Here is a 23,272-nt window from a genome sequence, read left to right on the forward strand (position 1 = left end):
AAATGAAAAAATATTTATTTATCACTCTGGTAACGATAACATTAATTCTAACTGTAACAACTTCTTGTTCAGATGAATTTGTGAATCCTAAACCTGAATATTCAATCGACTCTGAGAATTATTTTAATTCTAAAGAAGATTACGATCAGGCATTAATTGCCACTTATGATTTGCTGCAATCAACATATGTAAATGTTTTATTGGGAGAAATTGCTTCAGATAACACATTGGCAGGAGGAGAAAGTCCTACTGATGTAATTGGTTTTCAGCAAGTAGACGATATGATTCATACTGAAGTAAACAGTAACTTAAGAGATGTCTGGAACTGGATGTTTGCCGGAGTTCAAAGAGCCAATTATATACTTGAATTTCAAAACAAAACAGATTTTACAGGAAAAACACAGCTTATAGCCGAAACTCGTTTTTTAAGAGCGTATTACCAATTTGAATTAGTAAAATGGTTTGGTGGTATACCGATGAAAGGCGATGTAAGGTTTAAAATTGGAGATGAAAAAACAATTCCGCGTGCATCAGTTGAAGAAGTGTATGCTTCTATTGAGGCTGATTTGGTTTTTGCGTCGGCAAATTTATCTCCAATTGCAGCTCAAAAAGGCAGAGTGACAAAAGGGGCTGCTCAGGCATTATTAGGAAAAGCATATTTATTTCAGGGCAAATTTTCTCAGGCAGCAAGCACTTTGCAAGCCTTAATAAATACATCACCTTATTCTTTAGAAACAGATTACAATAAAATGTTTGAATTAGATGGAGAAAACGGACCCGAATCTGTTTTTGAAGTACAGTATACAGATGTTGAAGGAGCAGGCTTTGGTTGTTTGCAATGTAGTGAAGGAAACGTTGCGGTAGGTTTTAGTGGAATCAGAAATTATTCAGGACCAGTTTTCTCTTCAGGATTTAGTTTTAACCTTCCTACTCAGGAATCATCAGATGCTTTTGAAACAGGAGATAAACGTAAAGCGGTTGCTATTTTAGATATTGCGGCCTGGGCTGGAACTAATAGCGGAGTAACTTACGGAAAAGGAAATGAAGATACAGGATTCTTCAATAGAAAATATTTGCCAAGAAAAAGAAGTGATAACGCTGCCGGAGATTTGAATCTAACAAACCCAAACAACTACAGAGCAATTCGTTATGCAGATGTTTTATTAATGGCTGCAGAAGCTTATAACAGGGGTGAAATTGATGATGCAAAAGCCAGAGAATACCTTAATCAGGTTAGAAGACGTGCTTTTGGAGATAATAATCATGATATAGCAGCTTCCGGAGCAGCGCTAACTGATTTTATTTTAGCAGAAAGAAGAGTAGAACTTTTTGGAGAAGGACATCGTTTTTTCGACTTGGTAAGAACCGGAAAAGCAGCTGGAACTATTCCTGGTTTTACAGCTAACAAAAACGAGTTATTTCCGCTTCCAATTGAAGAAATTCAGTTTGCAAATGGAAATTGGGAACAAAATCCTGGATATTAAAAAACATCAATTATGAAAAAAATACATTCTATTATAAGTCTTTTCGTTTTGGCAGTATTTTTTAGCTGCTCAAGCGATAACAGCGATATTGATTTGGATGGTTTAGAAGCTCCTACAAATGTATCGGCTTTGACCACAGTTACGCAGGACAATACAGGTAAAGTTACCTTTGTGCCAAAAGGCGAAGGTGTAACACAATACAAAATTAGTTTTGGAGACGGAAGCGCAGATTCTGATTATATTGGAGCCGGATCAACAGTGGCACACGTATATAAAGAAGGCATTTATAAGTCTAAAATTACAGCAATGGGACTTAACGGAAAAACTACAGAAGTAGAAAAAGAAGTAGTAGTTTCGTTTAAAGCGCCAGAAAATTTAATAGTTGAAATAACAAATGATTTAACGGTTTCTAAAAAAGTAACAGTTAAGGCAACAGCAGATTTTGCTTTGTTTTATGATGTTTATTTTGGAGAAACAGGAAAACCAGATCCAATTTCGGCAAACAATGGAGAAGCTGTTTCATACACCTATCAAAACCCGGGAGTTTACACGATTCGTGTGGTTTCAAAAAGTGCTGCTATTAAAACAACAGAACATACCGAGCAATTTGAAGCCATTTTAATTTTGGCTCCAACTTCTGCGGCACCAACACCAACCAAATCTGCGGCAAATGTTATTTCATTGTTTAGCGATGCTTACACAAATGTACCAATGGGCACTTGGAGAACTTCATGGTCTGATGCGGTATTAGATGATATTAGTATTGCAGAAAATGCAGTAAAAAAATATTCAAATTTAAATTTTGTGGGTGCAGAGCCAACAGCTACAATAGATGCTTCGGCAATGACCTATCTTCATATTGATGTCTGGTCTTTGGATTTTACAGAATTCAGAATCAAATTAGTCGATTTTGGAGCCAATGGCGTTTATGAAACAGGAGGCGATAATGTAGAACATGAAATTAAAGTTACAGCTCCAGAGCAGGGTAAATGGGTAAGTTTAGATATTCCTTTAAGCGATTTTACAGGATTAACAACCCGCGCCCATATTGCACAGTTAATTCTTTCAGGAAATCCTAGCGGAAGCCATACGGTGTACATCGACAATTTTTATTTCTATAAAGAACCGACTGAGGCAATTAAATTACCACTCGATTTTGAATCTTCAACTTTAACCTATACTTGGGGCGGATTTGGAAATGTTGATGCGTCAGTTATTGCTAATCCTAATAAAACGGGAATTAATGTTTCTGATAAAGTTTTAAAATTAGACAAAAAATCAGGAGCAGAAACCTGGGGAGGAGCAAGCCTGAATTTAGAAAATACGCTTGATTATACAAAGGGGACAACTGTAAAAATAAATGTCTGGTCGCCTAAAGTAGGTACTGATATCTTATACAAAATGGAACTTTCGACCTCTCCAAAAGATGGAAATGGTAATCCAACTGTATTTATAGAAGTAAAAGTAAAAACGACAGTAGCAAATGCATGGCAGGAATTGACCTTTGATCTTACAACGGCACCAGATTTTAGCACAAGCATTAAATACGACAGAGTAATTTTATTTCCGGATTTTGGAAAAACAGGGGCAGGAGAAACTTTTTACTTTGATGACATCAAACAATCCAATTAAAAGAAGAAATCATGAACAAAAAAATAATCATAAAGATAATATCCTTATTTACGATTCTCCTTATGGCGGCTTGTCAGAAAGATGATTTCACATTTGGATCTATAGATACACCAACAAATCTTCAGGTAACTGCAGAAATTGTTGGAAAAACAGCCGATGCTCCAGATGGAGACGGTTCAGGAATGATAAAATTAACTGCTACTGCAGATAATGCAATTTCATATAAATATGTATTTAGCGACGGAACTTCAGAAAATTCTCCAAACGGCAAGTTTACCAAACGTTTTACAAAAACAGGGGTAAACACTTACACTGTAACGCTTATTGCTACAGGGAGAGGAGGGGTAGCATCAAATACTACGCTTGATGTTACGGTTTTAAGTAACTTTAGTGATGACGAAGCCGTTCAGTTTTTAACAGGCGGAACTTCTAAAAAATGGTATTGGTCAGCTTCAGAACCAGGACATTTAGGCGTAGGTCAAAATGATGGTGATGAGACTAAAAATTATTATCCAAATCACTATCAGGCCGGAGCTTTTGAAAAAGCAGGTTCACCGACAAGTAGCTGTTTGTATGACAATGAATTGACTTTCTCTCTTGATGGTGACCAATTAAAATACCAATTAAATAATGGAGGAGCAACATTTTTTAATGCTGTATTTGCAAGCGTAGCAGGAGGAAGTGGACCAAGTGATTCTTGTTTAACTTATGATGTCGGCGGAATAAAAACAGTTTCGTTAAGTCCATCAGAATCTGTTGTGACAAAAAATAAAGATCATGCTACACAAACACGTGGCACGATGATGAACTTCTCTGATAACGGATTTATGGGGTATTATATTGGTCAGAATTCGTACGAAATTCTATCAATTACTGCCAACAGAATGGTAGTTAGAGCTGTAATGGGCGGTGATGCTTCATTAGCATGGTACCATATTTTTACCACTACAAAACCAGTTAAGGTTACTGACCCTGTTGTTGATTATACAAACCTGGTTTGGTCAGATGAATTTAATGTTGACGGAGCTCCGGATGCAACAAAATGGAATTACGATTTAGGAAGAGGACCTAATAATGATGGCTGGGGAAATAATGAAAAACAAAACTATACAACTTCAGCATCAAATGTTATTGTTGAAGGTGGAAGCTTAAAAATTACAGCTAAAAAAGAAGCTTCCGGAGGTGTAGATTATTCTTCGACAAGACTAAAATCGGATAGTAAATTTAAGTTTACTTACGGGAAAATTGAAATTCGTGCCAAACTGCCAATCGGAAAAGGAACATGGCCTGCGATCTGGATGCTTGGATCTAATTTCTTAACCAAACCATGGCCTGCTTGCGGAGAGATTGATATTATGGAACACGTAGGAAACAATCAAAATGTTATTTTAAGTACACTTCATTATCCGGGACATTCTGGAGGAGGCGGAAACACAGGATCGAAAACAATTCCTAATGTTTCTACAGAATTTCATGTATATAAAGCAATTTGGAGCCCCGCATCGGTAACAACTTATGTCGATGATGTACAAATTCACAAAGTTGCCAATGATGCCACACTTCCGTTTAATAGCGATTTCTTCTTAATATTAAATGTTGCAATGGGAGGAAATCTTGGAGGCACTATTGATCCTGCCTTCACACAATCGACAATGGAGATAGATTACGTAAAAGTATTTCAATAGAATATAATTAATTAGTAGAAAGTATAAGAAGGTCAGTTCAGGCTGGCCTTCTTATTTTAAAATTTAAAACTATACGATGAAAAAAATACTTGTACTAATGATGTTCTTAACGGTTAGTTTTTGCTTTGCACAAAAGACAGAGAGAAAACTAATATGGGAAGAAAATTTCAGTAAAAAGAAAATAAACGAGTCCTTCTGGAATTTTGAACTCGGAGATGGCTGCCCAAATTTATGCGGTTATGGAAACAATGAAAGGCAAATTTATACCAAAACCAATCATGAGATCAAGGACGGTAATTTAATTATCGAAGCCAGAAAAGAAGGAGAAAAATATACTTCTACAAAAATCACCACCAAAGGCAAAAAAGAGTTTTTGTACGGTCGTATCGAAGCAAGAGCAAAATTGCCGGTTGGTCATGGTTTATGGCCGGCATTCTGGATGCTGGGTGCTAATATTGATTCCGTAAAATGGCCTAAAACAGGCGAAATAGACATATTAGAATATATTGGCCGTGATCCGCACATGGTATATACTACATTGCATACACAAGATAGCCACGGAAACACAATCAACACAAAAAGAACTGAATTTCCAACTATCGAAGAAGGATATCATGTTTATGCTATTGAATGGACAAAAGAAAAGATTGATTTTTTTGTTGATACCACTTTGGTTTATACCTTCAATCCCGAAATTAAAAATGAAGATACATGGCCTTTTGATAAACCATTTTATATAATTGTAAATTTGGCTATCGGAGGTAATTTTGGAGGACCAGATGTAGACGATTCTATATTACCACAAAAGTATTATATAGACTATGTTCGTGTCTATCAATAAAAAATAAATACTAATAATACTACTAAAAAATAGGTGTAAGTTGTTTAAAATAAGATATTTAAATTATTTACGCCTCTTTTTTTAATTTGTTAAAACATTCTAATTCTTTCATATTATTAAGCACTTTCATGGCAAAGTTTAATTTTAATGTATCTTATTTGTAATTTTATTATTAATTATTACTCCATTCATTTGCTTTTTAAAAAAAATATTTGTTAAATTTGGACTCAATATTAACATAACTCAAGATAGGCCTATTACATAAAATTACTTTTTAGAAAAATTACTCCAAATTTTAATCAAAAACTAAAAAAGTAGTATTATGGCTGATCTGCATATTCCAGACGCTCTATTAGTAAAAAACTATGTCGAAGGCAATGAAAATGCCCTTGCGACATTGATAAAAAGGCATGAGTCTAAGATATATGGATTTATATATTCTAAGATAGCTGATAGAGATATTTCAAATGATATTTTTCAGGATACATTTATTAAAGTTATTAAAACTTTAAAATCCAATTCATATAATGAAGAAGGTAAATTTTTGCCTTGGGTTATGCGAATTTCTCACAATTTAATTGTAGATCATTTCCGCAAGACCAAAAAAATGCCAATGTATAGAGAAACAGAAGAGTTTTCTATTTTTTCAATTATGTCTGATGACTCCTTGACCATCGAAAATAAAATGATTTTTGATCAGGTTGAAGTAGATCTCAAAAAGATAATTGAAGAGCTTCCTGAAGATCAAAAAGAAGTTCTTGTAATGCGTATGTATCAGGATATGAGTTTCAAAGAAATTTCAGAACTTACAGGTGTAAGTATCAATACTGCGTTAGGAAGAATGCGTTATGCTCTAATGAATTTAAGAAAAATAATTGATAAACATCAAATTATTTTAACCAACTAATACTATTTTGTAAATTAGCCCGTTATACTTTAAATAACATTAATCATAGTATGGCGAAAATTTACTCTAAAAAAGCATTAGCTTCTAAAAACTTAAAACCAAAAAAAGAAGTAGTTTCTTTTTTATTAAACTATTCACAAGCGCTAACAGTTGTGAAAATTGAAGATAAAAGTTTTGAGATTATAGCTAATTAAACAGCCCACTGCTTTGGTCGGATGTTTATTTCGAAAGAAAAACCAAATGGTCGTTTTGGTTGAAAGCTCACTATTTGTATATAAATACAGATAGTGAGTTTTTTTTTTTTTGACCATAATTTAAGTCTCTTTTTTTCGCGATTGTTATCGTAGTGTTTTCTAACTTTTAATAAAATAATTTTCAGGATCTATTCTTGATTTATTGCATTAGTTTGTTAAAGTTTGATATTTTATGTTATTTTTATTGATTTATTCAATATTTGTTTTATTTTAGTTAAAAAGTTTTTTTTTATTCAAGTAAATCACTTTATTGAAGAGTTTTTCGTATTAAAAAACTTTGAACAGTAAAAAATATTCAAAATTAAGCTAAATATCAGAAGAAGAAATGTTTAACCAATAACCAATAATTTATGAAGAAAAATTACACTACTCTGTTTCATTTTATTTGTTGTGCATCTTAATGTTATTGTTAAGCAAAAAGATTTTTTTGCATACTAACACTTATAAGTGCTACTTGTCCCAAAAGCGACTATAAATAACCACAATAGTCGTTCATATCTATTTAACAACCAAACTAAAATGAAATGAAAAAGAAACTAAAAATACTATCAATTTTACTATTGATAAACTACGCAGCATTTGCTCAAAAAGAGGAAATTAAAGAAGCCCAGTCTTATTTTGATAAAGGAAAACCTGAAGAAGCTTGTGCGATTTTAAAAAAAGTAGAATACTTAGTAATAAATGCACCAGATGAGGTAAAATCCGATTTCTTTTTTACAAAAGGAAATGTTTATAAGGATTTGGCAACCAAAAACATAGATGCTGCAGCAAATTTTGCAATAGCTTCTGGTGCGTATCAGGATGTGCTTTTGTATGAAAATGATTCCCGCAATTACAAATACGCTTTTAAAGCCAATTTAGCTTTAAAAGAAATGAAGTCTAAACTTGTAGATGGAGCATACAATGATTTTAAAGCAGGAAAATACAAAGAAAGCGCAGATAAAAGTTACGAAGTTTACCAGTTTGATAAAAAAGATACACTAAACTTACTTAATGCAGCTTCGGCTTCGTTAGCAGGCAAAGATTATTCTTCTGCAATTAAATATTATGAAAAACTAAAGAAAATAAATTATAGCGGAAAAGGGATCATGTTTTACGCTACCAATAAAAAAACAAAAACAGAAGAATCTTTTATTTCAAGAAGTGCCAGAGAATCAAATATTGCTGCTGGTCTTTATGAAAAGCCAAGAGATGTCTGGCCACCTTCTAAAAAGGAAGAAATTTTAAACTCATTGGCATTTTCTTATATGGAAACAAAAGATTATATCAATGCCGAAAAATATTATGACGAAGGAATACAGTTAAATCAAAATTGTATAGACTGTTATATCAATCTTGCTTATGTCAAAATACAATTAAAAAGAGTATTGGTAGATCAGATGGCTCTGCTTGGCAATAGTCCGCAGGAGATGAAAGAATACGATAAACTAGATGCTCAAAAAGACGAAATTGTAAAAAGCGCCATTCCATATCTGAAAAAAGCACTAGTTATCGAACCAAAAAACGAAGATGCTTTCAAATCACTTTTAGGAATTTACAGATCATTGGATATGACAGCAGAATACAATGCATTGAAAAGCAGTCAATAAATAGACAAACACGAATTTCACGAATTGGCACTAATTACTAGTTTGTGAAATTAGTTTCGCAATTTAGATTTGTGCCAATTCGTGAAATTCGTGTTATAATAAACATATCACTTTTTAGATTTTCTTTTTAAGAGCTTCTTCTATTATCGATTTTTTGCCAATTGTTCTTGTTATAATATCTTTCTCCAAACTCCAGCCTCTTGCAGGCGAATATTCACGTCCGTACCAAATAATTTGCAAGTGCAAATCATTCCATGTTTCTTTAGGAAATAATCGTTTCGCATCTTTTTCAGTCTGAACCACGTTTTTTCCATTCGAAAGATTCCATCTGTACATTAATCTGTGAATGTGCGTATCAACCGGAAAAGCCGGAACTCCAAAAGCCTGAGACATTACCACACTTGCCGTTTTATGCCCGACAGCCGGCAAAGATTCCAGTGCTTCAAAACTTTGTGGAACCTCACCATTATATTTGTCAATCAAAATCTCAGATAAACCATGAATTCCTCTCGATTTCATTGGCGATAATCCACACGGACGAATAATTTCCTTAATTTCCTCCACCGACATTTTCACCATATCATACGGATTATCAGCCTTGGCAAAAAGCAAAGGCGTAATCTGATTTACACGCACATCAGTACATTGAGCCGAAAGCAAAACCGCGATTAATAATGTATAAGGATCTTTATGATCTAGTGGAATAGGTATAGTAGGGTAGAGTTCTTTTAACGTATTTATAACAAATTGTACGCGGGCTTCTTTATTCATTTCCGTATTTTTATTGATGTAAAAATAGCATAATTTTCATGATGTGCCTAATCCAGCTTTCCGTTACAACTCCTCATTGTCAAAGTAACATTTTTAAGCATTAACAAGAGCTTCCTCCGGTCGCTTTCTTAATGCAAAAAATGTAAACTTTCACAATTCCGGGGTTTTCACTTCAATCTGGGGCAAAAAAGTTATGAATTATGAGTTATAAATTATAAGTTATGAGTTTTAGGTTAAGAGTTATGAATGTAATTTTTATGCGCAATCCAAAAATCTAAAATCTAAAATCTAAAATCTAAAATCTAAAATCTAAAATCTAAAATCTAAAATCTAAAATAAAACATATGACAACATTAAAAGCCGGCGATAAAGCACCAGATTTCTCAGGAACAGATCAGGACGGAAAAACACATAAACTGGCAGATTATGCCGGAAAAAAGTTAGTAGTTTTCTTTTATCCAAAAGCAAGTACACCTGGTTGTACCGCAGAAGCCTGTGATTTAAGAGATAATTTTGAGCGTTTTAAAGCCAATAATTACGAGCTTCTTGGAGTTAGCGCCGACAGTGCAAAAGCACAATTAAAATTCAAAGACAAATACGAATTTCCTTTTCCATTACTAGCCGATGAAGACAAGTCTGTAATCAATGCATTTGGCGTTTGGGGACCAAAAAAGTTTATGGGAAAAGAATACGACGGAATCCATAGAACGACTTTCGTAATCGATGAAAAAGGAATTATCGATGAGGTAATTTCACAAGTAAAAACAAAAGAACACGCAGCGCAGATTTTGAAGTAGGAAAAAAAAGTTTCAAAGTTTCAAGTTTCAATTTTCGAGCAATACGCACATTCTGTCATTGCGAGGAACGAAGCAACCGCACTAACAAATAGGGCACAAATTTTGATTTAACAAGTGAGATTGCTTCGTTCCTCGTAAAGACAAAATCCGCGTTAATCTGCGTTTTTGCAACACGAATCCGCGTCATCTGCGTTCTAAATGAAAAGATTGCGATATAGTAATTGAAAACTGAGACTGAGACTGAAAACTAAAAAAAATCCCCGAAAATTTCTTTTCGGGGATTTTTTTTAAGCGTTTTGTTCCAGTTCCTTTTCCGGATGGTATCCAAAAAGGTGGTGCTCTTTTATAATTTCCGGAATACCAGCAGGAAGCATATGTTCCCAGCCTGTTTTTCCCTGATTGATCATTTTTAAAACTTCGCGAGAGAAAACCTCCAGATTGTTTGGGTCATAATTAGCGATATCCACTACTTTTCCGTTGAATTTAAAGAATTTGTACAATTCTTTCATTCTTGGATGTACTTTTAAATTGCTAGAATTCATCAATACACCATTTTCATCCAGCATTGGGTATAAGAAAACTTTCATATCGCGGTAAAATAATTTTCCGAAAGCTTCCAGAATTCCACCACTTAAATGACGATAATATTTCTCATCAAAAATATCAACAAGATTGTTAACTCCCATTGCCAATCCCATTCTCGCTTTGGTATAATTAGCAAAATACTCAACCACTTTATAATATTCCTGAAAATTCGAAATCATAACGGTTTGACCAAGCGAACAAAGCAATTCAGCTCTGTCCATAAAATCGCGCTCGTCAATTTCACCATCAGAGCGTAAATTGGAAAGTGTAATTTCGAAAACCACTAAAGTGTTTTCCTTTTCAACCTTATTTTCTTCGAGAAACATATTTAATGATTTCTCATACATATCCATATTTACTTTCGTAACCGGACGAAAACTTCCTCTTAAGGCAAGTAAGTTCTTTTTGTATAAAATCGCAGCCGGAAGAATATTTTTCCCTTCAGGGTTAAACATTACCGCATCCGTCATTCCGTTTTTAACAAGCTGTAAACTCATCAAACGGTTATCAACATCGGCAAAACGTGGTCCTGAGAAGTTAATAGTATCTATTTCAAGTTGGTCTTTATCTAAGTGATCGTATAAATAGCGAAGTAATCGTTTCGGATCATTGTATTTGTAAAAAGCACCGTAAATTAAGTTTACACCTAAAATTCCAAGTGTTTCTTGTTGAAGTCTTGCGTCAGTTTCCTTAAAACGAATGTGCAGAATAATTTCATTATAAGCTTCGTCTGGTTCAATTTGGTATCGAATTCCAACCCAGCCATGACCTTTAAATTGTTTGGCAAAATCTATTGTGGCAACCGTATTGGCGTAACTAAAGAAAAGTTTATTAGGGTGTTTTTCGCGGCTCAAACGTTCTTCAATTAGTTCACCTTCAAAGGTCAACATTTTTTTAAGTCGGTTTTCTGTCACGTAGCGGCCGTCGCCTTCAATACCGTAAACGGCATCACTAAAATCTTTATCATAGGCAGACATTGCTTTTGCAATAGTTCCCGATGAACCTCCGGATCTGAAAAAATGCCTAACCGTTTCTTGTCCAGCGCCAATTTCAGCAAATGTCCCGTAAATATTCTCGTTTAAATTAATGCGTAACGCTTTGTCTTTTATAGAAGGAATCTGTTCGATGACCTTGTCACCTTTGAGTTTTATTTCTGTACCCATTTTATTTTAAATAGATTTGTTACAAAGTTAGCAAATTAGGCTTCTAATGAAAGAGAAATAATCCCTATTTTTGTAAAAAAAACAAGTTCAATTGAAGATCTATTTTTTAGGTACTGGTACTTCTCAAGGTATTCCAATTATTGGAATCGATCATCCTGTTTGTAAAAGCACTGATGCTAAGGATAAAAGGCTCCGCGTATCCATCTGGATTACGTGGGATGATCATTCATATGTCATAGATTGCGGACCTGATTTCAGGCAGCAAATGCTTTCTTGTGGCTGTAGGCATATCGATGCGATTTTATTTACACACGAACACGCAGATCACACGGCAGGTTTGGATGATATTCGCCCGTTTAATTTTAGACAAGGCGAAATTCCGGTTTACGCCCATCAACGTGTAATTGATAATCTAAAACGCCGTTTCGATTATGTTTTCGAAACCGTAAATAAATATCCCGGTGCGCCAAGCGTAAAAACAATCGAAGTTGTTAATGATCAACCTTTTGCTGTTGGTAATAAAATGGCAATTCCCGTAAATGTAATGCACGGCGAATTACAGGTTTTTGGCTACCGAATTGATGATTTTGCTTATTTAACCGATGTGAAAACCGTTGCAGAAACGGAAGTTAAAAAACTACAGAATTTAAAAGTTTTGGTCGTAAATGCCTTGCGTGTAGAACCTCATGATACCCACTTTAATTTACAGGAAGCACTTGATTTTATCAATCTGGTTAAACCAGAAGTTGCTTATTTAACGCATATTAGCCACGTTTTAGGATTTCACGAAGAAGTACAAAAACAATTGCCTAAAAACGTTTTCCTGGCTTACGACAATTTAGAAATTACAATTTAATTATACCTACAAAATGAAAAAATCCTTAATGCTTTACCTTTTTATCCTTGCGATATTAATGAATATTTTTACTTACATGTTTTACAGCCGTGAAGTAAAATTTGGTGAAGAAAGATATGAAAAAACTACAAAAAAGCTTAGAGACAGTATCAATTTGGTTTCAGGTCAATTAGCCGAAGCAGATTATTTTTCCCTGTCTCATAATGAAAATGCGCAAAATTATTTTGACAATAGTGCTTCTGGCGGAAAAGTTATTTTATATGAAAAATTGATTCCAATTGTAACCGAAAAATTATTAGACCTAAATTCCAATCCAAAAGGAAATCCTTATACAGGACAAGATATGATTGATGGCAAGAAATTTATCATCAATAAAGTGAAAATCTTAAATCACAGATGGATTATCGTTGATTTTAGCAACGGAGAATTATGGGGAGAAGCTTTATTGAAATACTTTGTTAACGATGACGAAAGCATTTCATTCGAAACAAATCAATCACTTTTATATCAAAAATAAGAAAGATTTTTCTTATTTTTGTGTTTAATCAATAAATAGGAAAAATGAAAAAAGTATTTTTATTTTCAGTTATAATTGTTCTTTCATTTTCTTGTGCCAAAAAAGTATCTCAGGAAAATAAGACAGAAGCAAAATCAGAAAAAGTGATAGTTGGGGGTGATGTTGACAGTCACGGTTGCAAAGCTTCTGCAGGCTACACCTGGTCTATTGTTAAAAACAAATGTATCCGAACTTTTGAAGGCACAAAATTATCTCACGCCGAAGAAAGCGGAAAAACATACACAACGGCTGCCTACGTAGTTTTCGAAGGCAACAAAGCTGAACTTTTCTTAGACACTCAAAAAGAATCGATTGTTTTAGAAAGAAAATCAGAAGGGGATTCGTGGGTAAATGGTGATTTACAATTAATTCCCTGGAAAGGTTATGTTTTGAAAAAAGCTGGAAAGATAATTTATACAGGACAATAATAAAGTTTACAGTCTCAGTATTCAGTTTTCAGTTCTAAACTGCGACTGTAAAACTGAATACTGCGACTGTAGCTGAATACTACTCAGCCAGCCAATTCTTAAAATCAAAAAAGTTTTGCGGAGCAACTCCATGACCAACAGGATATTCTTTATAAGTAACCGGAATATTTAATTTCTCAAGAATAGCAGGTGTTTTTCTAGCCCAGTCAATCGGGATAACCTGATCTACAGTTCCGTGTGAGGCAAATATTTTAAGGTTTTTGAAGTCATTATTTTCAAAACCTTCTTTGATGATTTCATTGTTAAAATAACCGCTCATTGCTACAACGCGCTGTACTTTTTCAGGATAAGAAAGTGCAACAGAATAGCTCAAAATCGAACCTTGGCTAAAACCAACCAAAGTTATATTATTAGCATCAATTGGATAATTCGCAACCAATTCATCAATAAATTTTGCGATTACATCACGAGAAGTTTTAGCTTGCTCATTATCCGAAAATTTATTCTGATCGGCATCAAAATTAATAGCGTACCAGGCGTAAGCTCCGTATTGTAAATCATAAGGTGCTCTGGCCGAAATAATATAATAATTATCAGGAAGTTCTGTAGCAAACGAAAACAAATCAGCTTCGTTGCTGCCATATCCGTGTAATAAAAGTAAAACAGGATTTTTATCTAAAATTACTTTCGGTTCTTGTATTTTATATTCTAAAGATAGATTCATTTTCTTTGGAAGTTATGAATTATAAGTTTTGAGTTTCAGCTGAAGTTAAACTTTGTCGAAGTTTTAAACTTTGATAAAGCTAATGTAGTATAAATAAAATCAGTTTTTATCTGCGTTTTTGCTTGCAAATCCGCGTCATCCGCGTTCAAATTTAATATGCTGATAAAACAGATTCGCTAAAGCGAAATGCTGATTTTAACAGATTTCTTTTGGAATTAACATTTAAATTTTGGAATTTAACTTTTACCCAATAGATTTAAACCATTTTTGAAATATATTTCCAACTAAAGGAATCGGTCTCATCTGACCTTGTATAGCGCTAAAAATTCCGTAAGTCCATAATATTGAAATACAAATCCACATAGGGAAAGTGATAAAAAAGCTGTCAAAATTACTGATTATAGCTCCAAAAGAAATAAACGTAAGCGATAGTCCTAAAGCCTGACGAATATGAAAAGAAGCAAAACTATTTTTATTTTCAGAGTTCATAGACATGGCAATTAAAACCCCGATAATTAAGATATAACTGGTAATTGCGATTGATTTTCCCTCTTCGATTGAATTATTCATTGTAATTATTTTGTGATAACAAGTTGGTTTTGATTTAAAATTCCGTAAACAGAACCTTTTATTTCAGTTCCTAAAAAGGCAGAGTTTTTAGATTTTGAAAGAATATTTTCTTTAGTAAAAGTTGATGTTCCTTCCGGATTAAAGAAAGTAAAATTAGCTTTTGAGCCTTCAGTAATTGAAGTATTTTCAAGACCAAAAATAGCTTTTCCTAAAGTCAATTTTTCGATTATAGTTTCTAATGGTAAAACAGTCAATAAAGCTCCAAAAGCACTTTCTAAACCGATTGTTCCGTTTTTAGCGGTATCAAATTCCATTTTTTTGAACTCAATATCAATCGGGTTATGGTCTGAAGTAATGATATCGATAGTTCCGTCTAAAACAGCATTGATAAGTGCTTTTCTGTCTGCTTCAGTCCTCAAAGGAGGAGTCACTTTAAGGCGAGTATCAAAACCTTCTAATTTTTCATCGGTAAGAACCAAATGATGTACAGCGACACTACAAGTTACCTGTAAACCTTTTGCTTTAGCTTCTTTAATTAATTCGACAGATTTTACTGTAGAGATCGTCGGAATATGAAGTTTCCCTCCGGTATATTCAAGTAAAAATAAATTTCTCGAAATTTGCAGTTCTTCGGCCAGATTCGGAATTCCTTTCAAACCTAATTTCGTAGAAACAATTCCTTCATTCGCAACTCCGTTTCCTTTTATGTTTGGATCTTGAGAATAAGTGATTACCAAACCATCAAAATCCTGAACATATTGCAAAGCGATTTTTAGCAAATTAGCATTATCAATACTTTTATTATAATCTCCAAAAGCAATCGCTCCGGATTTTTTCATATCAAATAATTCTGCCATATCTTTTCCTTCGCTTGCTTTTGTCAAAGCACCAATTGGATAAAGTTCTGTAGCAAAACCATTTGCTTTATTTTTTACAAAATTCACCTGAGATTGATTATCGATAACAGGGAAGGAGTTTGGCTGCAAAGCAATTGCCGTAAAACCACTTTTTGCCGCAACGTTCAATCCGTTTGCAATAGTTTCTCTGTCTTCATATCCGGGTTCTCCAAACGAAACGCTACTGTCAAACCAACCTTGAGAAATATGCAGATTATCTAATTTCACTTCGGTTGAATCATCAATATCAAGAATCGAAGTTCCTATTTTTTCAATTAAACCATCTGAAATTAAAAGATCAACAGTCTGGTTATGAAACGGACTTTCTGAATCTATAATTTTGGCGCTTCTGATGATTATTTTCATATGTAGATTTTTTTTATTCAAACATTAAATGTTTTTATTTCTACCATTAAGGAATTAAGTTAGATTAAGAAGTGCTAAAACTTTATTATCTTAATCTCTTAATGGTTCAAAAAAAAGTAAAACGTTATGTTTTACTTTACAAATTTGATGATCGCCATTTCTAATGCTAAAAATAACAGTGCAAAGATAACAAACCATTTCCAAATTTGGCTGTCAGTTCGCTCAGTTTGTAGCGTGTTAAAAATAGTCGAAATGGTATCGGCAGTTTTAAAATCTGAAACTACGTTTGTATTTACCTGATTTAAATCGCTTTCACTTCTTTTATAATTAAAACTCAGGTTTTCGACTGATTCTTTTTTATCAAAAACGCTATAATTCCCCGCAGTTTCAGGGAAGTCATTGAATGTTAGTTTAACTTTATTATTCAATATTTGCTGAATAGGAATAAAAGAATCATCATTTCCTCTTACTTCTAAAATTGCATCTTTGCTCAATAATACATCCACAAAATAAGGCTGATTATTGCCAATAGTTAAAGCATTTACACCTGTTTTTTGATTGTTTTGTCCCATTTTGTAAAAAAGCGGAACTATTAAAGGCGATTGCTGAAAGTTTGAATTTGTGGTATTTATTGGTGCCGAAAAAACTGTAATTCCAGAAACGGGATTCTGAATCATTGTTACAAAGACGCTTTGATCTTCATAAGATAAAACTGCGGGATACGCACTTGAAATATCAAATGATTTACTTGTTTTTGGATATTGAAAATTAGTAATTTTATTTTCAAAAACCCCTGAAAATAAGGGATGATCAAAGTTAATTTTGGTGATTAATTTATCTTTATTTTCAAGGTTCTTAAACTGAATTTTTCCAAAATTGGCTAAAAAAGAATTTAGATTCGAAACGGAACTTTTTTCAGAAGGAATCACAACCAAATTTCCGCCTTTTGAAACAAAGGCTTTCAAAGTGGTTTGCAAAGCCTGAGGTACTTCAATTAATTCATTCAGAATAATAGTGTTTTGTTTTTCTAAACTATTATAATCTAAACTGCTGATCGAATAATTGCTGTAATTGAATTCGGCAGAAGTATAAATTCTGGATAAGAAATTACTTTTTTCAGGTTCGCCAATGCTAATCACATTTGTTTTTTTACTTTTCGAAATGCTAAAATAAAGTTTGTTATCGTAAGTCAGTCCATTATCTTCAATGGTTACGTAACCATGAAAAGCTTCTTTTGGAATCGTAAAATTGATTTTCTTTTTCTTCGAATCAAAATTAATTATCGTTTTGGCTATCAATTTTTTCTGATTGTACAATGCCATCGAAATCGGTTTAAAATCTTCGCCGTAAGCAGATAAGTTAATACCGATTTCGTAGAAATTCTCTAAAGTCTGATTGATGAAAACGCTGTCAATCGAAACGTTGTTTTTTTGTTCGGCTCCCGGAATTATAAAATACGGCTTTTCTTCGGTATCAATATTCTTTACATCTTTTTCAGCTAAACCAACAGCGTCTGTAATAATTACAATATCTTTTTTATGCGCCGATTTATGTGCTTTTATTTTCGCCATTATTGACGAAAGTTCAAAAGGAGTTGCGCTGTATTTTAAGTTTTGTAAAGAATTTTTAGAGGCTTTAATATCTGTATTCCAAAAATTTTCGGTGTTGGTTAACAGCGAAAATTGTGCAGTTTCGGGCGTGTTTTCCAATAATTCCTGAACAGCACGTTTTAACAGTTCCCCTTTTTTGCCTTTTGCCTGCATACTAAACGAATTGTCTAAAACAATGTACATTTCATTTGTTGCATTTTTGCTGTCTTTGGCTTCAAAAAAAGGCTGTGCAAAAGCTAAAATTACACAGGTTAGTAACAATAAACGTGTCGCTAATAATAATCTTTTCTTGATTTTAGAACTTTTTCGGGTTTGTACGGCAAGTTCTTTAAGGAAACGGACGTTTGTAAAAAAAGAGGTTTTAAAACGTCGTAATTGAAACAAATGAACCAAAATAGGAACAATCAATAAAAAAAGAAAGTATAGAATTTCGGGCTGTTTAAAGTGCATTCTCGGTTTGATTTACTTCGCTACGTTTTATTTTTGCGAAGATACTGGTCAAAAATACAAATTTTTAGTTAAATCTTATGGGGATATTTTTTTTAAACCATATAAGTAATGTAAGATATTATAAGTGAATTTTTCTTTTGAGCATTTTTAGAACATATAAACTATTTGTGAGATAATATTAAAGTTTCATTTTTAGTAAATTAAATGAACTTATATGACTTATATGGTTTAAAAAATACAAAGCATAGTTTTAAAATGTAACTTTTGTAAATTCATTTGTAACAAAAAAGAAACTCTGTAATAAGAATTTTCAGTATTTTAGCTAATTCAAAAAACTATAAAAAAACTATGAAAAGATTGTATATTTTGCTTTTTTCAACTTTAGCTTTTACGACTATGGAAGCACAAAACAAATTTAATTTATTGGTAGGAACCTATACCAATACTTGCGATAGTAAAGGAATTTACGTTTACGATTTCGACGCTAATTCCGGAGATTTTAAATTAAAAAGTTCTACAGAAAAAGTGGTGAGCCCGAGCTATTTATCAGTTTCGACAAATAATAAATTTATTTATGCGGTAAACGAAAACGGAACTCAAAGCGCTGTAAGTGCATTTGGTTACGATTCAAAAACCGGTAAACTTAAATTATTGAATACAAATGCTTCATTAGGAGCAGATCCTTGTCATTTAATTAATGATGATAAAAATGTAATTATTGCTAATTATTCCGGCGGAAGTATTGCTGTTTTTAAGAAGAATGCCGATGGCAGTATAACAGAAGCGCAGCAATTAATTCAGCACGAAGGAAAGGGACCAAATGCAGCGCGTCAGGAAAAAGCACACGTGCATATGGTAGTTTTTTCTCCGGATAAACAATTCGTTATATCGAATGATTTAGGACAGGATAAGGTTTTTATTTACAAATACAATGCAGCTTCAAAACATGAAATTCTGACTCTAAAAGGAACTGTTGATGTAAAAGCAGGAAGCGGACCAAGGCATTTAACATTTAGCAAAGACGGAAAGTTTGTTTATCTGGTTCAGGAATTGGATGGTACTTTGACAACTTTTAGTTATGATAAAACCGGAAATCTAAAACTAATTGCAGAAACTAGTATTCTTGCAAAAGGTTTTACCGGTGGAACGGGTGCAGCGGCAATAAAAATTTCACCTGATGGAAAATTTTTGTACGTAACGGATCGTGTTGACGCTAATAATATTTCGGTTTATAAAATTCTTAAAAACGGAAGTATTGAATTGGTAGAACAACAAAGCACTTTAGGAAAAGGCCCACGAGATTTTGCAATTGATCCTACAGGAAGTTACCTTTTAGTTGGACATCAATACACAAACGATATTATCATTTTTAAAAGAGATAAAATCACTGGAAAACTTAAAGATACCGGAAAAAAGATCGTATTGTGTTCGCCGGTAGGATTGATATTTACAAAGATTTAATTTTTAAGGTTCTAAGATGCTAAGCTACTAAGGTTCAAAGTTTTTATGTAGACAAAAGTTTATAATTAAAAAAAGCCCAAAAGATGTGAGATAAATTCTTATCACCTTTTGAGCTTTTTTTTTAATCTTAGAATCTTAGCAACTTAGAACCTTAGCATCTTTAAGGAAACTATTTGTCTTTATCTTTTCTTTTCTTATCTCTGGTTTTCAACATATTTCGATTGACAGAACCGTGAGTTTTCTTTTTGGTTTTTGAAGGTCCGCCAAGATTTACTTTTTTATTCTTTTTAGCTTTATCATGAAAAGCACCTTCACCATCCAATTTTACTTTTTTCATTAAAAACTTAATCGGCTGTTTGTCTTTTTCAGGTTCGATTAATTTGGATGAAATTTCGACTTCTTCAGGAAATTCGGCTATTTCAAGTTCCTGATTCATTAAAACTTCTATTTCTATCTTAAATTCTTCTTCACGAGGTGTGATAAAACTAATTGCTGTTCCTGTGGCATCAGCACGACCTGTACGACCAATTCTGTGCATGTATAGCTCTGGCAATTCAGGAATTTCAAAGTTAATAACGTGTGAAATGTTCGAAATATCCAAACCTCTCGCCATAATATCAGTTGTAATTAATCCGCGAAGATTTCCTTCCTGGAATTCGGCCATTGTGCTCAAACGATAATTTTGAGATTTATTCGAGTGAATTACTCCAAATTGTCCTTCAAAATGTTCTTCAATTCGGGTATGAAGCATGTCTGAAATCTTTTTATTATTCACGAAAACCAAAACACGTTCCATGTTTTCATTCGTTTCTAATAAATGTTGTAACAGGTTTACTTTTGTATTGAAATTAGGAACATTATAAGTAATCTGAGTAATATTTTCAAGCGGAGTTCCTGAAGAAGCAAGTGTAATTTCTTCCGGAAAATCAAAAAAGTCATTTAAAACGGCATCTACTTCATCTGTCATAGTTGCAGAGAATAAAATGTTCTGACGTTTGGTTTTCATCATCGCCAAAAGTGCTGTCAATTGGGTACGGAAACCTAAATTCAGCATTTCGTCAAACTCGTCAATAACTAATTTTTGAGTTTCATCAAAACGAACTACAGCATCAAGAGCTAAATCCATCATTCTACCCGGAGTTCCAACTAAAATGTCAACACCTTCGTAAACAGCTTTTTTTTGTGTATTAATGTTTACACCACCAAAAATACCAAGCGTTTTAACCGACATATATTTGGTTAATTTCTCGATTTCCTCTACAACCTGAACTACCAATTCACGGGTTGGAACCAGAATTACGATTTTTGGCGTATTGGTTGGAGTAAATTTGTATAATTTTAAAAGAGGCAATAAATATGCAAATGTTTTACCGGTTCCGGTTTGCGCAATTCCCATCATATCGCGACCTGACATAATCACAGAAAAGGATTTTTCCTGAATAGGAGTTGGCGTAACAAATCCTAATTCGTCGATTGCTTTTTGTACTGATTTTGGAAGATTGAATTTTTCGAAAGTGCTCATTTACATTAAATTTTGTGCAAATGTACGTTAAATTCGTGGTTTTTTGTTAGAATTATGTTTTTGATAGCGATGTACCCAATTGAAACTTACCATCAGAATGCAAATATTAGAAATCAATGTTAAACACGAATTTCACAAATTACCACTAATTCGTTCGTGAAATTAATTTCACAAACTAAGTTAACCATTGAAATTTGTGCAAATTAGTGAAATTCGTGTTTAATATTTAAAACCCTTCAAAAACGCCCAAACCAAACAAAGCAAAATCATATTTTACCGGATCGTTACTGTCCATTTTACGAAGTTGCAAATCAAGTTCTGCCAATGCTTTTGCGTCGTTTTGCTTACGCGAAAGAATGCCAAGTTTGCGGGCTACGTTACCGGAATGTACATCAAGCGGACAAGATAATGCGGCTGTCGAAATGCTTTTCCAAATTCCCAAATCGACTCCCTTTGTATCCTGACGCACCATCCAGCGCAAATACATATTGATTCTTTTTGCTGCGGAATTATTTAAGGGATCTGAAATATGTTTTTGTGTTCTTGGCAAATGATCGATTTCGAAGAATGTTTTCTTGAATTCGCTGATGCTTTTCTGTAAACTGTCTTTTTCCTGATTTTTGGCAAAAACAGTTTCAAGTCCGCCGTGATTTTTATAAATGTGCTGTAAACCTTTTATAAAGCTGCTAAAATCTTTTCCGTTGAAGGTGCGATGTACAAAATTTTCTAAACGCTCCAGATCATTTTCAGAATGTGACATAATGAAATCGTAAGGCGTATTGCCCATTAATTCCATCATTTGATGTGAGTTTTTGATGATCATTTTGCGGTTTCCCCAAGCAATTGTTGCGCTCAAAAAACCGGCAATTTCAATATCTTCTTTCTGCGAAAATAAATGCGGAATCTGCACTGGATCACTTTCTATAAAATCCTGATTATTATATTGAATGACTTTTTCGTCAAGGAATTCTTTGAGTTCTTTTTGGTTCATGTGAAATGAATGTTCTTATTTATTCGGGTGCCCTAGCCTGATGGGAGCTACATGCCGGGCAAAGTATTATAAATCAATGTTAAACACGAATTTCACTAATTTACACAAATTTCAATGGTTAACTTAGTTTATGAAATTAATTTCACAAACTAATTAGTGGCAATTAGTGAAATTCGTGTTGCTTTCCTAATTACTAATTTGTCCGTCGACCATTACTAATTTTCTGTCGGCCATATTGGCTAAATCTTCGTTGTGGGTTACGATTACAAAGGTTTGCCCGAATTCGTCACGAAGCTGAAAAAATAACTGATGCAAGTTTTCAGCAGATTGTGTGTCAAGATTTCCGGAAGGCTCATCGGCAAAAATGACGTCTGGTTTGTTGATTAAAGCTCTTGCAACGGCCACACGCTGTTGTTCTCCGCCCGAAAGTTCGTTTGGTTTGTGATTTATTCGATGTGATAAACCTAAATATTCTAAGAGTTTTTTGGCCTCTTTTTCTGCTTCTGCTTTTGATTTATTGGCCATAAATGCAGGAATACAAACATTTTCCAAAGCTGTAAATTCTGGCAACAATTGATGAAACTGAAAGATAAAACCAAGATTTAAATTTCTGAAATTGGATAAGGTTTTGTCTTTTTTGCTTTTCTTTTTGAAATATCTGGTGTAATAAATAATCATGGAAATGATAGGTAATAACAAAACACCAATCGTTACTAATCTCAAAATATCATCGTAGATTTTAGCTCTGAAAAACAATAAAAATACGGCTAAAATAATCACATAAATACTTCCTGTCCAGGTAATAATTTTGAATGTTTTTTCTTCTTTCGAATTGTCTTTTTCAACATCCTGAAGCGTTAAAATATTTTCTCCGTTAATGGTTAATGACGAATTTGTATTTTGTTCGGGTTTATCTAAAGTTCCTAAAATTTGCAATAAAGTAGTTTTTCCGGCACCGGAAGCACCCACTATCGAAACAATTTCTCCTTTTTTAATATGTAAATCAACTCCTTTTAAAACTTCCAGTTTATCGTAGAATTTATGTATGTTTTTTGCGTGTATCATTTTGAAACTGTTTCTACAAAGAAACAAAGATTATGATTAGAATCAAATTCTTAAAATTAAATTCCAATA

General features: G+C 33.3%; 20 protein-coding genes and 2 pseudogenes. 12 read left to right on the plus strand and 10 right to left on the minus strand.

Annotation, left to right across the window (positions count from 1 at the left end; all coding sequences use genetic code 11):
• The first annotated feature begins 2 nt into the window (after positions 1 to 2).
• The 7 genes from SD960_RS13550 to SD960_RS13580 all read left to right on the plus strand — a co-directional run bounded on the left by SD960_RS13550 (position 3) and on the right by SD960_RS13580 (position 8,392).
• On the plus strand, positions 3 to 1,484 hold the full coding sequence (locus SD960_RS13550; protein ID WP_318803907.1) for a RagB/SusD family nutrient uptake outer membrane protein: 1,482 nt from the start codon (positions 3 to 5) through the stop codon (positions 1,482 to 1,484).
• A gap of 12 nt (positions 1,485 to 1,496) precedes the next feature.
• Positions 1,497 to 3,116 carry a hypothetical protein gene (locus tag SD960_RS13555; protein ID WP_318803909.1) on the plus strand — a complete coding sequence of 540 codons (1,620 nt, stop codon included), beginning with the start codon at positions 1,497 to 1,499 and terminating at the stop codon, positions 3,114 to 3,116.
• A gap of 11 nt (positions 3,117 to 3,127) precedes the next feature.
• The gene (locus SD960_RS13560; protein WP_318803911.1) at positions 3,128 to 4,801 is read left to right on the plus strand and encodes a family 16 glycosylhydrolase; all 1,674 of its coding nucleotides are present in this window, start codon (positions 3,128 to 3,130) and stop codon (positions 4,799 to 4,801) included.
• Positions 4,802 to 4,877: 76 nt separating this feature from the next.
• Positions 4,878 to 5,642, plus strand: a complete 765-nt coding sequence (locus SD960_RS13565; protein ID WP_318803913.1) for a glycoside hydrolase family 16 protein — start codon at positions 4,878 to 4,880, stop codon at positions 5,640 to 5,642.
• 322 nt (positions 5,643 to 5,964) lie between these two features.
• Positions 5,965 to 6,549, plus strand: coding sequence for an RNA polymerase sigma factor (locus tag SD960_RS13570; RefSeq protein ID WP_042564113.1), 585 nt, complete (start codon positions 5,965 to 5,967; stop codon positions 6,547 to 6,549).
• A 50-nt stretch (positions 6,550 to 6,599) separates the two neighbouring features.
• A complete protein-coding gene (locus SD960_RS13575) occupies positions 6,600 to 6,743 on the plus strand; it encodes a hypothetical protein (RefSeq protein ID WP_165587188.1) in 144 nt (47 codons plus the stop codon).
• Positions 6,744 to 7,327: 584 nt separating this feature from the next.
• Complete coding sequence (locus SD960_RS13580) at positions 7,328 to 8,392, plus strand: hypothetical protein (protein ID WP_318803915.1); 1,065 nt, start codon at positions 7,328 to 7,330, stop codon at positions 8,390 to 8,392.
• Between the two features lie 114 nt (positions 8,393 to 8,506).
• Here SD960_RS13580 and SD960_RS13585 read toward each other — a convergent pair whose 3' ends face one another.
• Positions 8,507 to 9,163, minus strand: coding sequence for an endonuclease III (locus tag SD960_RS13585; protein ID WP_318803916.1), 657 nt, complete (start codon positions 9,161 to 9,163; stop codon positions 8,507 to 8,509).
• Between the two features lie 344 nt (positions 9,164 to 9,507).
• Between SD960_RS13585 and bcp the strand changes: the two genes are divergently transcribed.
• Positions 9,508 to 9,960 (plus strand): thioredoxin-dependent thiol peroxidase, encoded by a 453-nt coding sequence (gene bcp, locus SD960_RS13590; protein ID WP_318803919.1) that lies wholly within the window; start codon positions 9,508 to 9,510, stop codon positions 9,958 to 9,960.
• A 287-nt stretch (positions 9,961 to 10,247) separates the two neighbouring features.
• Here the strand turns inward: bcp and SD960_RS13595 are convergent, their stop codons facing one another.
• Complete coding sequence (locus SD960_RS13595; protein WP_318803920.1) at positions 10,248 to 11,708, minus strand: TonB-dependent receptor; 1,461 nt, start codon at positions 11,706 to 11,708, stop codon at positions 10,248 to 10,250.
• A 91-nt stretch (positions 11,709 to 11,799) separates the two neighbouring features.
• Here SD960_RS13595 and SD960_RS13600 point away from each other — a divergent pair, with 91 nt between their 5' ends.
• From SD960_RS13600 to SD960_RS13610, 3 genes are read left to right on the plus strand one after another with little or no spacing between them, the layout of a single operon-like run.
• Entirely contained in the window at positions 11,800 to 12,564 is a 765-nt protein-coding gene (locus tag SD960_RS13600) for an MBL fold metallo-hydrolase (protein WP_318803921.1), read from the plus strand.
• A 13-nt stretch (positions 12,565 to 12,577) separates the two neighbouring features.
• The gene (locus SD960_RS13605; protein ID WP_042564119.1) at positions 12,578 to 13,081 is read left to right on the plus strand and encodes a hypothetical protein; all 504 of its coding nucleotides are present in this window, start codon (positions 12,578 to 12,580) and stop codon (positions 13,079 to 13,081) included.
• 44 nt (positions 13,082 to 13,125) lie between these two features.
• The gene (locus SD960_RS13610; protein WP_318803922.1) at positions 13,126 to 13,548 is read left to right on the plus strand and encodes a hypothetical protein; all 423 of its coding nucleotides are present in this window, start codon (positions 13,126 to 13,128) and stop codon (positions 13,546 to 13,548) included.
• A 79-nt stretch (positions 13,549 to 13,627) separates the two neighbouring features.
• Here the strand turns inward: SD960_RS13610 and SD960_RS13615 are convergent, their stop codons facing one another.
• The 4 genes from SD960_RS13615 to SD960_RS13630 form a co-directional block, all read right to left on the minus strand.
• Positions 13,628 to 14,272, minus strand: a complete 645-nt coding sequence (locus SD960_RS13615) for an alpha/beta hydrolase (RefSeq protein WP_318803923.1) — start codon at positions 14,270 to 14,272, stop codon at positions 13,628 to 13,630.
• A 243-nt stretch (positions 14,273 to 14,515) separates the two neighbouring features.
• Positions 14,516 to 14,842 (minus strand): hypothetical protein, encoded by a 327-nt coding sequence (locus SD960_RS13620; RefSeq protein ID WP_302095365.1) that lies wholly within the window; start codon positions 14,840 to 14,842, stop codon positions 14,516 to 14,518.
• Between the two features lie 5 nt (positions 14,843 to 14,847).
• The gene (locus SD960_RS13625; RefSeq protein ID WP_318803925.1) at positions 14,848 to 16,104 is read right to left on the minus strand and encodes a dihydroorotase; all 1,257 of its coding nucleotides are present in this window, start codon (positions 16,102 to 16,104) and stop codon (positions 14,848 to 14,850) included.
• Positions 16,105 to 16,235: 131 nt separating this feature from the next.
• Complete coding sequence (locus SD960_RS13630; RefSeq protein WP_318803927.1) at positions 16,236 to 18,164, minus strand: BatA and WFA domain-containing protein; 1,929 nt, start codon at positions 18,162 to 18,164, stop codon at positions 16,236 to 16,238.
• Positions 18,165 to 18,512: 348 nt separating this feature from the next.
• Between SD960_RS13630 and SD960_RS13635 the strand changes: the two genes are divergently transcribed.
• Positions 18,513 to 19,625 carry a lactonase family protein gene (locus SD960_RS13635; protein WP_318803928.1) on the plus strand — a complete coding sequence of 371 codons (1,113 nt, stop codon included), beginning with the start codon at positions 18,513 to 18,515 and terminating at the stop codon, positions 19,623 to 19,625.
• A 169-nt stretch (positions 19,626 to 19,794) separates the two neighbouring features.
• Here SD960_RS13635 and SD960_RS13640 read toward each other — a convergent pair whose 3' ends face one another.
• The 4 genes and pseudogenes from SD960_RS13640 to SD960_RS13655 form a co-directional block, all read right to left on the minus strand.
• On the minus strand, positions 19,795 to 21,147 hold the full coding sequence (locus tag SD960_RS13640; RefSeq protein ID WP_318803930.1) for a DEAD/DEAH box helicase: 1,353 nt from the start codon (positions 21,145 to 21,147) through the stop codon (positions 19,795 to 19,797).
• Positions 21,148 to 21,373: 226 nt separating this feature from the next.
• A complete protein-coding gene (locus SD960_RS13645; RefSeq protein WP_318803931.1) occupies positions 21,374 to 22,138 on the minus strand; it encodes a TIGR02757 family protein in 765 nt (254 codons plus the stop codon).
• A 186-nt stretch (positions 22,139 to 22,324) separates the two neighbouring features.
• Positions 22,325 to 22,774: pseudogene (locus SD960_RS13650) on the minus strand (ABC transporter ATP-binding protein); the annotation flags it as partial.
• Positions 22,775 to 22,987: 213 nt separating this feature from the next.
• Positions 22,988 to 23,203: pseudogene (locus SD960_RS13655) on the minus strand (ATP-binding cassette domain-containing protein); the annotation flags it as partial.
• Positions 23,204 to 23,272 lie beyond the last annotated feature (69 nt).

The organism is Flavobacterium sp. MMLR14_040 (assembly GCF_033657265.1).
Classification (GTDB): Bacteria; Bacteroidota; Bacteroidia; order Flavobacteriales; family Flavobacteriaceae; genus Flavobacterium.

Bases quoted from the DNA above. Each gene is read 5' to 3' on its own strand.
- SD960_RS13550 (WP_318803907.1), top strand. From the start codon at position 3: ATGAAAAAATATTTATTTATCACTCTGGTAACGATAACATTAATTCTA.
- SD960_RS13555 (WP_318803909.1), top strand. From the start codon at position 1,497: ATGAAAAAAATACATTCTATTATAAGTCTTTTCGTTTTGGCAGTATTT.
- SD960_RS13560 (WP_318803911.1), top strand. From the start codon at position 3,128: ATGAACAAAAAAATAATCATAAAGATAATATCCTTATTTACGATTCTC.
- SD960_RS13565 (WP_318803913.1), top strand. From the start codon at position 4,878: ATGAAAAAAATACTTGTACTAATGATGTTCTTAACGGTTAGTTTTTGC.
- SD960_RS13570 (WP_042564113.1), top strand. From the start codon at position 5,965: ATGGCTGATCTGCATATTCCAGACGCTCTATTAGTAAAAAACTATGTC.
- SD960_RS13575 (WP_165587188.1), top strand. From the start codon at position 6,600: ATGGCGAAAATTTACTCTAAAAAAGCATTAGCTTCTAAAAACTTAAAA.
- SD960_RS13580 (WP_318803915.1), top strand. From the start codon at position 7,328: ATGAAAAAGAAACTAAAAATACTATCAATTTTACTATTGATAAACTAC.
- SD960_RS13585 (WP_318803916.1), bottom strand. From the start codon at position 9,163: ATGAATAAAGAAGCCCGCGTACAATTTGTTATAAATACGTTAAAAGAA.
- bcp (WP_318803919.1), top strand. From the start codon at position 9,508: ATGACAACATTAAAAGCCGGCGATAAAGCACCAGATTTCTCAGGAACA.
- SD960_RS13595 (WP_318803920.1), bottom strand. From the start codon at position 11,708: ATGGGTACAGAAATAAAACTCAAAGGTGACAAGGTCATCGAACAGATT.
- SD960_RS13605 (WP_042564119.1), top strand. From the start codon at position 12,578: ATGAAAAAATCCTTAATGCTTTACCTTTTTATCCTTGCGATATTAATG.
- SD960_RS13610 (WP_318803922.1), top strand. From the start codon at position 13,126: ATGAAAAAAGTATTTTTATTTTCAGTTATAATTGTTCTTTCATTTTCT.
- SD960_RS13615 (WP_318803923.1), bottom strand. From the start codon at position 14,272: ATGAATCTATCTTTAGAATATAAAATACAAGAACCGAAAGTAATTTTA.
- SD960_RS13620 (WP_302095365.1), bottom strand. From the start codon at position 14,842: ATGAATAATTCAATCGAAGAGGGAAAATCAATCGCAATTACCAGTTAT.
- SD960_RS13625 (WP_318803925.1), bottom strand. From the start codon at position 16,104: ATGAAAATAATCATCAGAAGCGCCAAAATTATAGATTCAGAAAGTCCG.
- SD960_RS13630 (WP_318803927.1), bottom strand. From the start codon at position 18,164: ATGCACTTTAAACAGCCCGAAATTCTATACTTTCTTTTTTTATTGATT.
- SD960_RS13635 (WP_318803928.1), top strand. From the start codon at position 18,513: ATGAAAAGATTGTATATTTTGCTTTTTTCAACTTTAGCTTTTACGACT.
- SD960_RS13640 (WP_318803930.1), bottom strand. From the start codon at position 21,147: ATGAGCACTTTCGAAAAATTCAATCTTCCAAAATCAGTACAAAAAGCA.
- SD960_RS13645 (WP_318803931.1), bottom strand. From the start codon at position 22,138: ATGAACCAAAAAGAACTCAAAGAATTCCTTGACGAAAAAGTCATTCAA.